Source organism: Paenibacillus sp. LRG-1 (assembly GCF_057220305.1).
Genome location: NZ_CM170126.1, coordinates 6,026,948 through 6,041,679, shown reverse-complemented (window position 1 = coordinate 6,041,679; position 14,732 = coordinate 6,026,948). Strand labels below are relative to the sequence as shown.

At 44.1% G+C, this 14,732-nt stretch carries 15 protein-coding genes, 1 tRNA gene and 1 pseudogene; 15 read left to right on the top strand and 2 right to left on the bottom strand.

The genetic code is table 11. The annotated features are described in order from the left end of the window. The first annotated feature begins 1,072 nt into the window (after positions 1 to 1,072). The 11 genes from rpmH (at position 1,073) to ACUUJN_RS26815 (ending at position 11,483) form a co-directional block, all read left to right on the top strand. Entirely contained in the window at positions 1,073 to 1,207 is a 135-nt protein-coding gene (rpmH, locus tag ACUUJN_RS26865; protein WP_007433250.1) for a 50S ribosomal protein L34, read from the top strand. A gap of 264 nt (positions 1,208 to 1,471) precedes the next feature. Then, positions 1,472 to 1,822, top strand: coding sequence for a ribonuclease P protein component (rnpA, locus tag ACUUJN_RS26860; protein ID WP_013312817.1), 351 nt, complete (start codon positions 1,472 to 1,474; stop codon positions 1,820 to 1,822). Positions 1,823 to 1,893: 71 nt separating this feature from the next. After that, complete coding sequence (locus ACUUJN_RS26855; RefSeq protein WP_023991157.1) at positions 1,894 to 2,760, top strand: YidC/Oxa1 family membrane protein insertase; 867 nt, start codon at positions 1,894 to 1,896, stop codon at positions 2,758 to 2,760. Continuing rightward, positions 2,757 to 3,518: an RNA-binding cell elongation regulator Jag/EloR gene (jag, locus tag ACUUJN_RS26850; RefSeq protein WP_025718873.1), complete on the top strand. Its 762-nt coding sequence runs from the start codon at positions 2,757 to 2,759 to the stop codon at positions 3,516 to 3,518. Before ACUUJN_RS26855 ends, jag begins: the two co-directional genes overlap by 4 nt. 128 nt (positions 3,519 to 3,646) lie before the next feature. Next, positions 3,647 to 5,023: a tRNA uridine-5-carboxymethylaminomethyl(34) synthesis GTPase MnmE gene (gene mnmE, locus ACUUJN_RS26845; RefSeq protein WP_023991155.1), complete on the top strand. Its 1,377-nt coding sequence runs from the start codon at positions 3,647 to 3,649 to the stop codon at positions 5,021 to 5,023. 95 nt (positions 5,024 to 5,118) lie between these two features. After that, positions 5,119 to 7,008: a tRNA uridine-5-carboxymethylaminomethyl(34) synthesis enzyme MnmG gene (mnmG, locus tag ACUUJN_RS26840; protein ID WP_028540984.1), complete on the top strand. Its 1,890-nt coding sequence runs from the start codon at positions 5,119 to 5,121 to the stop codon at positions 7,006 to 7,008. Further along, positions 7,008 to 7,730, top strand: coding sequence for a 16S rRNA (guanine(527)-N(7))-methyltransferase RsmG (gene rsmG, locus ACUUJN_RS26835; RefSeq protein WP_028540983.1), 723 nt, complete (start codon positions 7,008 to 7,010; stop codon positions 7,728 to 7,730). The genes mnmG and rsmG overlap by 1 nt, the downstream gene beginning before the upstream one ends. A 431-nt stretch (positions 7,731 to 8,161) precedes the next feature. Continuing rightward, entirely contained in the window at positions 8,162 to 8,980 is an 819-nt protein-coding gene (gene noc / locus ACUUJN_RS26830; RefSeq protein WP_013312811.1) for a nucleoid occlusion protein, read from the top strand. 186 nt (positions 8,981 to 9,166) lie between these two features. Continuing rightward, positions 9,167 to 9,928 carry a ParA family protein gene (locus ACUUJN_RS26825; protein ID WP_023991152.1) on the top strand — a complete coding sequence of 254 codons (762 nt, stop codon included), beginning with the start codon at positions 9,167 to 9,169 and terminating at the stop codon, positions 9,926 to 9,928. Then, the gene (locus tag ACUUJN_RS26820; protein WP_013312809.1) at positions 9,921 to 10,763 is read left to right on the top strand and encodes a ParB/RepB/Spo0J family partition protein; all 843 of its coding nucleotides are present in this window, start codon (positions 9,921 to 9,923) and stop codon (positions 10,761 to 10,763) included. The genes ACUUJN_RS26825 and ACUUJN_RS26820 overlap by 8 nt, the downstream gene beginning before the upstream one ends. A gap of 198 nt (positions 10,764 to 10,961) precedes the next feature. Further along, on the top strand, positions 10,962 to 11,483 hold the full coding sequence (locus tag ACUUJN_RS26815; RefSeq protein WP_023991151.1) for a DUF4446 family protein: 522 nt from the start codon (positions 10,962 to 10,964) through the stop codon (positions 11,481 to 11,483). On the opposite strand, the gene yyaC is transcribed toward ACUUJN_RS26815, so the two are convergent. Further along, positions 11,437 to 12,042: a spore protease YyaC gene (gene yyaC / locus ACUUJN_RS26810; RefSeq protein WP_023991150.1), complete on the bottom strand. Its 606-nt coding sequence runs from the start codon at positions 12,040 to 12,042 to the stop codon at positions 11,437 to 11,439. The two genes, ACUUJN_RS26815 and yyaC, sit on opposite strands and share 47 nt — an antisense overlap. A 251-nt stretch (positions 12,043 to 12,293) precedes the next feature. On the opposite strand from yyaC, the gene ACUUJN_RS26805 reads away from it, so the two are divergent. From ACUUJN_RS26805 to ACUUJN_RS26795, 3 genes are all read left to right on the top strand, one after another. Next, on the top strand, positions 12,294 to 13,244 hold the full coding sequence (locus tag ACUUJN_RS26805; RefSeq protein ID WP_484669134.1) for a mechanosensitive ion channel family protein: 951 nt from the start codon (positions 12,294 to 12,296) through the stop codon (positions 13,242 to 13,244). Further along, the gene (locus ACUUJN_RS26800; protein WP_025723137.1) at positions 13,234 to 13,458 is read left to right on the top strand and encodes a DUF951 domain-containing protein; all 225 of its coding nucleotides are present in this window, start codon (positions 13,234 to 13,236) and stop codon (positions 13,456 to 13,458) included. The genes ACUUJN_RS26805 and ACUUJN_RS26800 overlap by 11 nt, the downstream gene beginning before the upstream one ends. Positions 13,459 to 13,535: 77 nt before the next feature. After that, a tRNA-Ser gene (locus ACUUJN_RS26795) sits at positions 13,536 to 13,626 on the top strand. 185 nt (positions 13,627 to 13,811) lie between these two features. On the opposite strand, the gene ACUUJN_RS26790 is transcribed toward ACUUJN_RS26795, so the two are convergent. After that, complete coding sequence (locus ACUUJN_RS26790) at positions 13,812 to 14,072, bottom strand: hypothetical protein (RefSeq protein ID WP_023991146.1); 261 nt, start codon at positions 14,070 to 14,072, stop codon at positions 13,812 to 13,814. Positions 14,073 to 14,339: 267 nt separating this feature from the next. On the opposite strand from ACUUJN_RS26790, the pseudogene ACUUJN_RS26785 reads away from it, so the two are divergent. Then, a pseudogene (locus ACUUJN_RS26785) lies at positions 14,340 to 14,704 on the top strand (hypothetical protein). The last annotated feature ends 28 nt before the right edge of the window (positions 14,705 to 14,732 follow it).

Sequence of the window (14,732 nt, the reverse complement as noted above, 5' to 3'; positions counted from 1 at the left end):
AGACGTCACTCCTTTTAAATCCTGACATTTTACCGAATTAAGCTGCAGAGAGCTGCTCTCGGCGCTTCGGCAAAACGCCTAAATCCCAAAAATGTTGTTGAAGGCCATAAAAAGACATACCGCCGCCTAAATCATGCGGCAGTGTGGTGAGAGAACGCAGCACAAAATGACCCTGAAAAATAGCTAATGGAAATTCCGCTGCTGATCAGCAGAAGAAAGGCGATATTTCTCAGGAGGGAATGTGCGGCACGATCCGTTCTCTTGATCCCGCAGGCCAAAACGGGACTGCAATATGTCGAAATCAAATGAAAAATGTAGAATATATCCCCAGAATCCCGAATCCGCACAAAAATAAAAAGATGGATAAATTGAACTTGTTCACAACTTTATCCACAGGGTGTTGATAATATGGAGGGTAAAACAACATATTCACATTCAAAAGTAATATCATCATAGCAAAAGAAGCCTTGTATTTCAATGACTGGTGGTTATTTATCCACAAATTCAATCTGTTGTGTACAATTTTTATTCACAACACAAGATATTGTTTATAATTTGTTCAGTTTTCGACAATAACTCTTTTTTACTCTAAAATGTTATGCACAGGTTATGACCATTTAAATCACAATTCAGTTCTTTTTGTGGATCTGTGTATAACAGCCGTTGCCTTTTGGTCACAGAGGCTTATTTTTCTGTTGAAAATTTCCGGTAACGTTTCCGACATTATTTTTGAACGAACCTGATAACGTCGATCTGAAAATAGGATGGATTCAAGTTACAGAATGAATAAATGTAAAAAACCGTTTTTGGAGGAGCGAAAACTACAAATAGAATGCTGATGATGGAGGGAGAGGTGAAAGAAGTTTTATGAAGTAAGGGGATAAAAGAGTGAAGTGAGTGAGCGGGAGGAAGGGGAGGAGGCTTCCTGAATGCGAAAAAGAGGGAGAGGATTCACAAGTACATTGACTTTGGCCGCTATTTGTGGTTAAATGTACAAAGGTGTTTTTTGTGGAGATTGCTACGTTAGGTATATTCCATATAAAACGTATTCCTTGTAAGGAGGTGCAGCACAATGAGACCGACTTTCAGACCGAATGTCAGCAAACGTAAAAAAGTTCACGGCTTCCGTAAAAGAATGAGCACGAAGAATGGCCGTAAAGTTTTGGCAGCTCGTCGCCAAAAAGGTAGAAAAGTATTGAGTGCGTAATGCGTGCATAAAGACCACTACGGTGGTCTTTTTTTTCATAATTGAGGTATTCAGGGATCGGATTCCTTCTTTTATTGTTGTAAAAAATGTAGTGAAAGAAGAGGGAGAAGTCCAGCATCCTGTCCTATATTAGATGAAGCTTTTGAAAACGGATATAAAATAAGCGAGATTACCATGTTGGAATGTTGTCCATACTTCTTACTATATAAAAGGTAAAGGTTAGCTTACCGACATGTGTAAAAGAGATGAGCAAGGAGAAGCGCCGTGCAAAAAAAATTGCGTCTACGAAACCGGGCGGACTTTGGGCGCGTATACCGCCATGGCAAATCTTTTGCCAACCATCAGTTTGTGGTGTACTGGTTCCGCCGCAGAGAGGTAGAGCAGTTCCGCGTCGGAATTTCGGCCAGCAAGAAGATCGGCAACGCAGTAGTTCGCAACCGGATGCGCAGAATCGTTAAGGAAATTGTGCGCCATCATGAGCATGAATTGGTGGAGCAGATTGACCTGATTTTTATCGTTCGTAAGGGTGCGGTTACAATGTCGTATCAAGAGCTGGAGAAAAGCGTGCTGCACGTTCTACGCAAAGCCTCGCTGCTCAAGTCTTCACGCCGATAGTCAGTATCTTTGTCCTACAGGATATGGTATGATTTACGTTGGAATGGATTGGTTAAGAAAGGGGTTATGAAGTGTCGCGTTTGAAGACTCAACGAGGAAAATGGTTCCTCCTGATTGCCTTATTGGCACTTGTTGCTGTGCTGTCCGGATGTGCTCAGACGGCCCACAATTCTTACACGACGGCAGACTTGGCCAATGGATCGTTTTGGCAAAGATATGTCGTTTACTGGTTTTCGTATGCGTTAGATACATTTGCCCAATGGTTCTCTGGAGAGTATGGCCTGGCCGTACTGATTCTGGTGATTATCGTGCGAACCATTATTTTGCCGCTTACACTCAAGCAAGTACGTAGTTCCAAAGCTATGCAGGCCATTCAGCCGCAATTAAAAGAAATTCAAGCGAAGTACAAGGATACGCCTGAAAAAGTCCAGCAAGAGACGATGAAGTTGTTCCAGGAAAATAAGGTCAACCCGATGGCTGGCTGTCTTCCTTTGGTAGTACAGATGCCAATTTTCATCGCGCTTTATAATGCCATTTATTATAACTCGGCATTGCGGGATCATGACTTCTTGTGGCTCCAGTTAGGTAAACCGGATCACTTGTTTATCCTGCCGATTTTGGCAGCGATTACGACTTTTGTCCAAACCTGGATGATGATGAAAATGAATCCGACGCCGCAGCAGGGACCAATGCAATTTTTGCTGTACGTCTATCCGGTGCTGATTCTGTTCATGTCGTACAACTTCCCATCCGCTTTGCCGTTGTACTGGTTCTACAGTAATATTTACACGATCATTCAAAACTATTTCCTTTATCGGAATAAGGATAAAGAAGCAGCACTGGCGAATGTGAAAACAGCCAGTCTCGCGAAAACAGGTTCCTCCAATAGTAAGAAAAAAAGTGGCAAAAACACGAAGGGGGCTAAAAAGTCGAGATGACCAAAGTCGTGACATCAGGAAAAACCGTTGAAGATGCTGTAAGACAAGGACTCTCCCAGCTGGGAGTAAGCCGTGAACGGGTAACCGTAAGCGTGTTGGAACAGCCGTCAAAAGGATTCCTGGGGTGGCTCGGGGTCAAGAAGGCGAAGGTGGAGCTTACGCTGCTCTCTGAGCCGTCTCCTGAAACCACACACGCGGCTGAACCTCATGTATCGGCTCAAGCACCTTCTAGCGTGGGACAGGCTTTATCAGAAGAAACTGGGCCTGTTGCACAGGAAGCACAGATGAACATGGAAGCACCCTCGGGACATATAGACCCTTATGAAGAGGCGGTGCGTTTCATCCGTGAAACAGCAGCAGGAATGGGACTGGACGTTAAAGTTGATGTCCGCCACCGCAAGGATGAAAGTACACTGGATATCTCCGGTCCGTCGCTCGGTATGTTGATCGGCCGCAGAGGACAGACATTGGATGCATTACAGTACCTGACGAATATCGTTGCCAACCGTCATTCTGACAAATTCATCCGAATTGTGCTGGATGCCGAGCAATTTCGTGCACGTCGGCAAAAAACGCTGGAGGATTTGGCAGATCGGTTGGCGAACCAGGCTATTCGTTATGGCAAGGAAGTGGTACTGGAGCCAATGCCGTCACAGGAGCGGAAGCTGATTCACGCCAAGCTCCAACAGCATGCGCTGGTTAGAACATACAGCAAGGGGGACGAGCCCAATCGGCGCGTCGTCATTGCTAAAAAATAATCCGACGCAATGGCTCTCTGCAAGATGCAGAAGCCATTGCTTTTTTTCTTATATTTCTCGCTGAAACGGCTGCCGTCCTTGATGAAGGACGGCAATGTCGTTTCTACTTGATAGGAGGTAGAAACTTTATGCTGAGCGATACTATAGCTGCCATTGCAACGGCTGTCGGCGAGGGCGGCATTGCGGTTGTACGGATCAGCGGTCCAGAAGCGGTCATGGAAGTGGAGGCATTGTTCCGTAGTAAAACGCCTCTAAGCAAGGCTCCAACTCACACGGTACATTATGGACATATAATAGATCCTCAAAGCCAGGAAAAGGTGGAGGAAGTTTTAGTTACAGTGATGCGGGCCCCACGCTCTTTTACGACAGAAGATGTCGTAGAAATCAGCACTCATGGCGGGGTCGTAGCCGTCAAACGGGTGATGGATTTACTATTGCTGCAAAATATACGTCTGGCTGAGCCAGGTGAATTTACGAAACGTGCTTTTTTGAATGGTCGTATTGACCTGAGTCAGGCGGAGGGTGTCATTGACTTGATTCGTTCCAAATCAGATAAAGCTTTTTCGGTGGCTTTGAAGCAGGTGGATGGACAACTGTCCCAGAATATTCGCCGCTTGCGTCATGTTTTGGTGGAGACACTTGCTCATATTGAAGTGAACATTGATTATCCTGAGCATGATGTTGAATCTTTTACATCTGACTTAATCAAGGATAAAAGCAGTCAGGTCATGACGGAAATTGATCGGCTGCTGCATACGGCGGAGCAGGGAAAGATCTTGCGTGAAGGGCTGACCACAGCGATTGTTGGAAGACCAAATGTGGGAAAATCATCACTGCTGAACACATTGGCTCAGGGCGAGCGGGCAATTGTGACCGATATTCCGGGCACAACCCGTGACGTTATTGAGGAATATGTGACGATTAATAGTATTCCGCTCAAGCTGCTGGATACAGCTGGGATTCGTGAAACGATGGACGTAGTGGAGCGGATCGGAGTAGAACGTTCGAGAACGGCGGTTAGTGAAGCGGATCTGCTGCTCATCGTCATTAACGCCAACGAACCACTGCATGAGGATGAAATGGCATTAATGGAACAAATCCGCGGTAGACAAGCGATTGTCATTATGAATAAAATGGACTTACCGGCCCAAGTAGACCGGGATTTGTTGCTGCGTTATGTTCCCGAAGAGCTTATCGTACCGATGTCTGTGAAGGAAAATGAGGGAGCGGACCGACTGGAGCAGGCTATATCGAATTTATTCTTTAGCGGCAAGCTGGAATCAGCGGATATGACATATGTCAGCAACGTACGGCATATTGCTTTGTTGAAGAAGGCGCGGCAATCGCTGGTAGATGCCTATGAAGCCGCTGATCAATTTGTTCCGATCGACATGATCCAGATTGATGTAAGGCTGGCATGGGAGCATTTGGGTGAGATTGTAGGCGATACTGCGCATGATGCGCTAATAGATCAAATATTTTCACAATTTTGTCTGGGCAAATAGAACTTTCAAGCATGGCTGATATAAGCCTACTATCGTTATATATACAAGAGCATATTCGGCGTGAAGACCGGAATGTATAAGGAGGTAAGAAAGGTATGGGTTACCAAGGAGGCGACTATGACGTAATTGTCGTAGGCGCGGGCCATGCGGGCGTAGAATCAGCCTTGGCAGCAGCACGGATGGGCTGTCGCACGTTGATGATCACAATTAACCTGGATATGGTCGCTTTCATGCCCTGCAACCCGTCTATTGGCGGTCCTGCAAAAGGGCATGTGGTGCGAGAAATTGATGCACTGGGCGGCGAAATGGGTCGGAATATCGATAAGACGTTTATCCAAATGAGAATGTTGAATACTGGTAAAGGTCCCGCGGTTCATGCATTGCGTGCACAAGCAGACAAGTTCTCTTATCAGCATACGATGAAGGAAACGATGGAAAAGGAACCGAATCTGACCTTACGCCAAGGTATGGTTGAAGAGCTGATTATGGAAGACGGTCATTGCGTAGGTGTAATTACGAAGACGGGCACAGAGTATCGAAGTAAAGCAGTTGTCCTGACCACAGGCACTTATCTGCGCGGAAAAATCATTATGGGCGAGCTGATGTATGAGAGTGGTCCGAACAATCAACAGCCTTCGTTGAGATTGTCTGAGCATTTGAGAGAGCTGGGTTTTGATCTGGTTCGATTTAAGACAGGAACGCCGCCACGTGTGCATAAGGACACGATTGATTTTAGCAAAACGGAAATACAACCGGGTGATGATCAACCGAAGTTCTTTTCCTATGAAACGAAGTCATCGGATAATGAACAGCTTCCTTGCTGGCTGACATATACTTCAATAGAAACGCATCAGATTATTAATGATAATTTGCACCGTGCACCCATGTTCTCTGGTCTGATTGAAGGAACGGGACCACGTTATTGCCCATCTATTGAAGATAAGGTGGTACGTTTCAGTGATAAGCCTAAGCACCAAATCTTTTTGGAGCCTGAAGGTAAAAACACATCTGAATACTATGTTCAGGGCTTGTCCACCAGCTTGCCAGAGGATGTGCAATTAGCTGTGCTGCGTTCGATTCCGGGGATGGAAAAGGTAGAGATGATGCGCAATGGCTATGCTATTGAGTATGATGCAATGGTACCTACGCAGTTATGGCCTACTTTGGAAACGAAGAAAGTCCCGGGCTTGTTCACAGCAGGTCAGATTAACGGTACCTCCGGTTACGAAGAAGCTGCAGGTCAAGGGATTATGGCAGGTATTAACGCAGCTCGCAAGGTGCAGGGCAAAGAGCCTGTCGTATTGGACCGTTCGCAAGGCTATATTGGGGTTCTGATTGACGATCTCGTGACGAAGGGTACGAATGAGCCGTATCGCTTGCTGACGTCACGTGCAGAATATCGTCTGTTGTTGCGTCATGATAACGCCGACCTGCGATTGACTCCGATCGGGCATGATATTGGCCTAATTACGGATGAACGATACGAGCGCTTTTTGGATAAAAAGCAAAAGGTAGAGCAAGAGATTGAACGTTTACGCTTGGCGAAGGTTCGTCCGGTTGATATAAATGAGATGCTGGAGCAAGGCGGATCTGCACCAATACAGGATGGCAGTAATTTGTTAACGGTGCTGCGTCGACCAGAGATCAGTTATGCGCAAGTAGCACAAATCTCACCTTCACCTATAGCTCTAACTGAGGAAGAACAGGAGCAGGTGGAAATCCAAATTAAGTATGCGGGCTACATTGAAAAGCAATTGATGCATGTTGAGCGTCTGCAAAAGATGGAGAAGAAGAAGCTCCCAGAGGATATTGTATACAGTGAAGTTCAAGGACTGGCCATTGAAGCCAAGCAGAAACTTGAAAAGATCCGTCCGATGTCAATTGGCCAAGCATCCCGTATTTCGGGTGTAACTCCTGCGGATATTTCCATTTTGCTGGTTTATCTGGAGCATTATAACCGCGTAACGGCAGCAAGGGGATCATAATGGACGCGATACAACAGCAATTTAAGCAGCGGCTGGCAGAGCATAGTATTGTGATTAATGACAGTCAGTTAGAGCAGTTTGAAACATATTACCGTGTGCTGGTTGAGTGGAATGAAAAAATGAACCTGACGGGTATTACTGAGCGTGATGCAGTGTACACCAAGCATTTTTATGATTCTCTTTCCCTGGCCTTTTATGTACCGTTAAAAGATGTGGAAAGCCTAGCTGATATTGGATCAGGTGCAGGTTTTCCGGGCATTCCTTTGAAAATATGCTTTCCGCAGATTCAGTTGACTATTGTAGACTCGTTGAATAAACGTATACAATTCTTGGCACATGTGGTAGAACAGTTGGGTCTGGAAAATGTTGAACTGATTCATAGCAGGGCAGAGGAATTGGGGCGTAAACCAGGATACCGCGATAGCTATGATCTAGTGACAGCCAGAGCTGTTGCTCGTCTCGCAGTATTGAATGAATTTTGTTTGCCGTTTGTCCGTGAAGGAGGACACTTTGCCGCGATGAAGGGCAGTGATCCTACAGAGGAAATCAAGGAAGCTTCCTACAGCTTGAAAGAGCTAAAGGGAAAAATCAAACATGTTCAGGCCTTCCAGCTACCTGTTGAAGATGCAGCTAGACATATGATTATTATTGAAAAAAGAGCGGCGACACCACGAAAATATCCACGTAAGCCGGGTACTCCTTTGAAGACGCCGTTAGTGTAAATGTTTGAAAGAAAGTGAATGTTTCACGTGAAACATTCACTTTTTTTATGGCTGATAGACTCTTTACATAAAAGACTCTTTGCTAACATACGTTCTTGTTTACATTTGGGGAGGAAGATGGCTGATAGTTATCAAAGAGGATGCATAATTTATTCTCTTATCCTTCCGAAAAGCTGGTAGAGACGATAGGATTATGGCTGGAAAAGTGATAGAATAGAGATAATCGTTTTAATGTAAGTTGACTGCTCCTGTACCCATGAATTCAGATATACATATAGGGGAGTGGGACAACAAATGTCAGGGGAGTACGTGGAGTGTACCCGCTTACGGCGCTGTTTCATATAAAAGGGTCTACGATCCGCGTAAGGAACTGTTTTTCACGAAGCGCTGTTAGTATGGTGCTATTATGAAATTAGGTGGTATTATACGGAATGAAAGAACAATTTTCCAAGCTATTTGGTTTGACGGAGCGATCTACTGGGGACGAAATAAAACAAATTCCAGTTCGGGATATTGTCAGCAGTCCTTATCAGCCCCGTACCATATTTGACGACGAGAAGATTGATGAGCTATGCCAGACCATTAAGACGCATGGTGTAATTCAACCGATTGTCGTTCGTTTCCGTAATGGACAATATGAGATTATAGCAGGGGAACGTCGTTGGAGAGCTGTCACCAAGCTGGGTATGGAAACTATTCCAGCCATTGTTCGTGAGTTTAATGATTCACAAGCTGCATCCATCGCGTTGATTGAGAATCTTCAACGGGAAGGGTTAACTGCGATTGAAGAGGCTGTAGCTTACCAAAAGCTGATTGATCTACATCAGCTCACCCAGGAAAGCCTCGCTCAACGACTTGGTAAAAGCCAATCCACTATTGCTAACAAGATACGGCTGCTTCATCTGCCGGAGAGAGTGAAAGAGGCTCTAATGGAACGGAAGGTGTCCGAGCGTCATGCTCGTGCATTATTGTCATTAGAGACCGAAGAACTACAGTACAAGGTTTTAGATGAAGTCATTGCCAAAGAACTCAATGTGAAGCAGACAGAGGCACGAGTTGCCTTTTATAAACAAGTATCCACCAATAAGAAATCGAAGCGGATTTCCTTTACCAAGGATGTCCGGCTTGCGCTGAATACGATACGTCAATCCATTGATATGGTGTCTGGCTCAGGCTTGGATATCAAAACCAAGGAATCTGATCATGAGGATCACTATGAGATTGTCATTCAAATTCCCAAACGTAAGTAAGGGATGAAGCGTACAGGCGGCAGCAATTGCCGCTTTTTCTGTCTAACGCCGAATAAAACCGCAGCATACTCAATTCTATTCTGAAATTGCCGTTATCCGTAAGTTAAGGACTAAGTAACGTCTCCATAGAGCATTTTGCAATCATGGAGTGTAGCAGGATTCCGATTAAATTATGAGGTGAATGAAGTGTCAAAAATAATAGCCGTAGCCAATCAAAAGGGCGGAGTAGGCAAAACAACTACTTCCGTTAATTTGGGCGCCGGACTTGCTTCCCTCGGCAAAAGGGTATTGCTCGTGGATATCGACCCGCAAGGTAATACAACCAGCGGTGTGGGTATCAATAAGGCGGATGTGGCAAATTGCATTTATGATGTACTCATTAACGAGGTTGATCCTAGCGAAGCTATTGTCAGTACACAGGTTGAAGGACTAGATATTATTCCGGCAACCATTCAGTTAGCAGGCGCGGAAATTGAACTGGTGCCGACCATTTCTCGTGAATTGAGATTAAAAAGATCGCTTCAACTCGTTAAGCATAATTATGATTATATATTAATTGATTGCCCGCCATCGCTGGGTATTTTGACGCTCAATTCATTGACGGCTTCCGATTCAGTCATTATTCCAATCCAGTGTGAATATTACGCATTGGAAGGATTAAGTCAATTGTTGAATACCGTGCGATTAGTGCAAAAACATCTGAACACCTCATTGCAAATTGAAGGTGTGTTGTTAACCATGTTTGATGCCCGCACGAACTTGGGTATTCAGGTGATTGAAGAAGTGAAAAAGTATTTTCAAAGCAAGGTTTATCAGACGATTATTCCACGCAATGTGAGACTCAGCGAAGCACCATCACATGGCCAGTCCATTATTACGTATGATCCCCGTTCCCGTGGGGCAGAGGTATATATTGAGTTGGCAAAGGAAGTGGTATCTTATGAGTAAACGGTTGGGAAAAGGACTTGATGCACTCATTCCCTCCCTTACAGTCAATGAAGAGGATAAGGTTGTTGACATTCCGCTCAGCCAGTTGCGTGCGAATCCGTACCAGCCTCGAAAAACGTTTGATGAAGAGTCCATTAAGGAATTAGCCGAATCCATTCGTCAGCACGGTGTTATCCAACCTATTATTGCACGTAGTGTATTGCGAGGATATGAAATCATAGCCGGGGAAAGACGTTTTCGGGCTTCTCAATTTTGTGGGAATCCGACTATACCTGTAGTTGTTCGCAATTTTACGGATCAGCAGGTGATGGAGATTGCCCTGATTGAGAATTTACAGCGTGAGAATTTGAATGCAATGGAAGTGGCAGTAGCTTATCAGGGATTAATGGATCAGTTTTCTTTAACTCAGGAAGAGTTGTCCATGAAAGTGGGAAAATCACGTTCTCATATTGCCAATTTCCTTCGCTTGCTCGCATTGCCTGAAGAAGTTAAAGATCATGTTTCACGTGGAACATTGTCTATGGGACATGCTAGAGCTATTGTTGGGCTCAAAGATCCAGACATGGTGAAACAGTTAGCACAGCAATGTATTGAACAGCAGTGGAGTGTTCGTGAACTGGAGGAAGCTGTACAGCAGTTGGATCATAAGCCTGGTGAGGCGAAAGCCAAAACAAAGGTACGAAAAAAGGACCCCTATATTGACCATATGGAAGAGTCCCTGCGTGAACGCTTTAAAACAACTGTAAAGATCAAGCACAATAAGGATAAAGGCAAAATTGAATTGAATTATTACAGCCAGCAGGATTTGGAAAGATTACTGGAGCTATTACAGTAGTTTGTTGAAATATGGACATGTCTCCTTGAGCAAAATGGAAAGTGAGATATGTCTTTGCTTTGTCTGGAATTGCAGGAATTAGAATGGTTATGATGGATAAACTAATAGCCTTGTGTTATTTGTTTCGCTGTTCTCAAACGTATAAAATATAAGTATGCAGTAACATGATTTTTGAGGTAGAGGAGTAGAAGCAAGCATATGGCTGAATTGAATGGACTAATCATGGAACAGCTTGCCGGAATCGTTGCAGGGATCGTGCTTATTTTGCTCATCCTGTTGATTGTTATTATCGTGCAGGGTGCAAAGCTGAAGAAGATGCGGCGAAAGTATGAAACCATGATGGCAGGCAGCGGTGTCGAGAATTTGGAAACGCTGCTGATTGATTTGAAGGTACAGATGGATACGATTGAGGATGAGCAGGAAACCCATCGTGCAAGTATGAAATCATTACGTAGTAAACTGGCTGGCTTGAAGGGACATATAGGTATCAAACGCTATAATGCCTTTGGTGAGAGAGGAAGCGATTTAAGCTTTTCCCTGGCTATTGTAGACGACAATCAGGATGGTATGGTATTAACCGGCATTTATAACCGAGATGGCTCATATGTGTATGCCAAGCCTCTAGAAGCGGGACAATCCACCTATTCCTTATCACCTGAAGAAAAAGAAGCCGTTACTCTTGCGCAGCAAGCAGGACAGAACGGTAATGCCACTCCTTAATTGCGGAGTATAGGCTGCCAGCAATGATATCTGATAATTTCATTACCAAATTTAGTCTCGTATTTTGCAGCACGAAGTATTCCATGAAGCCGCCGACGTTAACGATACCAGTTAAATGGATATCGCCGACCGGCGGTAATTCTTTATTTACACCTGCTCCAGGCTTGAGAGGACCATCTGAAACCTGAATGCATCCAACGCTGGAGGTTTGTCCAAGACATGCATCTATACCAATGATATAAGGCTGTTCATATCGGGCTTGTATGCCATTCAGCGTCGTTTGCAGGTTCATAGCATGTACAGGCTCCTCTAATGTACCGTATAGGTTAAACAGAGGGCTTTTGTAGCGTGATAAATGCGTACCTACGAGCGGACCCAGGCAATCTCCAGTAGAACGGTCGGTGCCGATGCAAATAATGACGATATTTTGCAGACTCGGCGCCTGATGCAGATGGAACAGCAGACGATGGATGATGGCTGATTGGATCCCGGGGTCTGTGTGTGATATTTTTAAGCTTAGGGGTTCTTGCTCCGGAATGAAGTCAGATGGATGAGTCATGGAATCTTCCTTTCGCTCTGTAATGGAGTGTGAAGGTTGCGCTCGCTGTACCTTGGAGAATAACAATTAGCCTGCGGGTAACATTTATTCTCAAGATAGTAGCTAGTATATGGATAAACTTGTGCTTTTATACTCGAAGGAAGTAGATTATTCATAGCCATATGTTTGAAGTCAGTTGATAAGCTTATATAGTAGGAAATAGAATTCGGGAAGCAGGAAGAGTAGTTCCCTTATTTAAGGAGGAATACAGCATGACCTTTATACATTGGTTGGCCGGTAATTTAGAAACCGATGACGTAGTGAAAGGTGCGATTCACTGGAAGGATGTTGTATGGAAATGGCTTACCGATAGTGCGATGTGGTCGACCTTTTTGTTTGTAATTTTAAAAATCGCGATTATTTTTATCATCACGCGTATCTTTATTCGAGTTATTAATAAAATTATAGATAAGTCGATGCAACAAAAAGGAGATAACGGCAGATTCCGATTGAATACAAGGCGTTTAACGACTGTTGGGGAACTACTGAAAAATGTAACCAATATTGTATTTAATTTCATCTTAATTATGCTGGTGCTTTCGCAAATGGGTATTAATCTCGGCCCTCTGATTGCTGGAGCTGGAGTGCTTGGATTGGCCGTTGGTTTTGGGGCACAGAGTTTGGTTAAGGATGTAATTACCGGATTCTTTATTATTTTTGAGGATCAATTTGCCGTAGGAGACGTCATTCAGACAGGTACTTTCAAGGGTACAGTGGAAATGATCGGGCTGCGTACAACCAGACTGGTGAGCTGGAAAGGTGAGGTGTACATTTTACCAAACGGCTCCATTACAACGGTAACGAACTTCTCCATGTCTAACGCATTGGCGGTAGTGGATGTGCCAATGAAGGCCGAGCGAACCCTGGAGGAAGCAGTCGGTTTGGTAAAACAGGCAATCCAAGGCATTGAAGAGTCCAATGTACAGATACTTAATATACCAGATGTGTTAGGGGTTCAGTCCATGACTACCTCAGAGTATATTGTGCGTGTTGTGGCAGAATGTATGCCAAATACAGGGGCCGTGGTAGAGCGTGATATTCAGAATAACATCAAGAAGGCCCTAGAGGATGAGGAACATCGTCAGGCCGCCTTGGAGACGGCGATAACCCTAGAAAAAGAAGATGAGCAAGGAATAAAAGGGGGAGAGAAGGGTGGAGCGTAAGTCATTTGAACTAGGGGACATTGTACAGATGAAGAAGCCTCATCCGTGTGGAACGAATGAAATGGAAATTATCCGCATGGGGATGGATATTCGAATCAAATGTGTCGGTTGCCAGCATAGTGTGCTGATTCCGCGTGCCAAGTTCGAAAAGAATATGAAGAAAGTGCTGCGATCAAAGGCCAACGCCGACGAGCAAAACACGGAAGCGAATTGAGCCAAGAAGGATGAATGGCGATGAACCAGAATCAGCTTGCGTCACAGTTGCAATGATGATATAATTATCCTTGCTGCGGAAAGGTACCCAAGAGGTCTAAGGGGGCTGACTCGAAATCAGTTAGGCGTCGCAAGGCGTGCGTGGGTTCGACTCCCACTCTTTCCGCCACTAACTTCATTTAATAAACCAATCTCTTACGTCTGTGACGTAGGGGATTTTTTGTTTGTGGGAGATATTTTGAAGGTATATATGCGGCTAACGTGTCCACGAAGTAAAGAACTTAGAAGGGATTTATGCCTTTTGGAAGGTAAGAATCATATTATTAGAAAAAGTACGCGCTATCCCAAAGTGGATTAGCGCGTATTTTCTGTGCTTTGAGGGACGTACTGAATGATATCTTCAATACCAAATGTTTGTTCCAAGCCGTGGCTACGGGCGATTTCGTTTATCGCATTTAAGATATTAACCAAGGTTTCCAGCTTAATGGTTTTTGTATCGCCACTTGCTAAATCAAGAATTGTAGCAGGTCTTGTTTTCGATTCCACCGCGATCTTGTTACGTGTAGCTCCAATCATTTCTAGTGTTTCACTCAATTTAAAATGAATTTGACTCACGTTAATGAGCCTCCTTAAGAAAATATTGTGGGTTACAAAATTACTAAATTAGTTATTTGTATTATATCCTACACTACCTATATCGTAAAACTTTTTTCGTATATCCTATTGACATACTACTCACCGAGTAGTACTATTTTCTTAACATTATATTACTAATAAAGTAGTACTTATTAAGTTTTATTGGTTTTAGGTTTACATACTTTTGCTCCATATTACTTGGAAAGAAGGATAACTTTATTTTCATTAGGAAAGGGGAAACGATGTATGAGTAAATCGTTGGGATTGGAATGGGCTTCGATGGTATACGGGCCGTATGATTTGCCGCATATGTATGAGATATTCGAAGGGGTCTATATAAAGGATGCTACTTCTTCTATCTGGACAATGGTGTGCTATGTCTGCGTCAGGTACGCAAGTTGGAGCAGCTGGCACACACACATTTGTTCATTGATGGTGACAGTGCAGGATTACAACTGGCAGAGGGGATTCGGCGTGATTTGATGGAGGTAGTATCGGACATCATCAGAAACTGGAGAGACAAAAGCGGTCTAACTTTCCTGTTCGATGAATTGCTGTGTCTGCGAGAAAGGGGAGATATACAGCTCGACCTTGTAAAAGACAAGGGTTAGGTTGTTCCTTCTGAATGTTGTCTTTCAA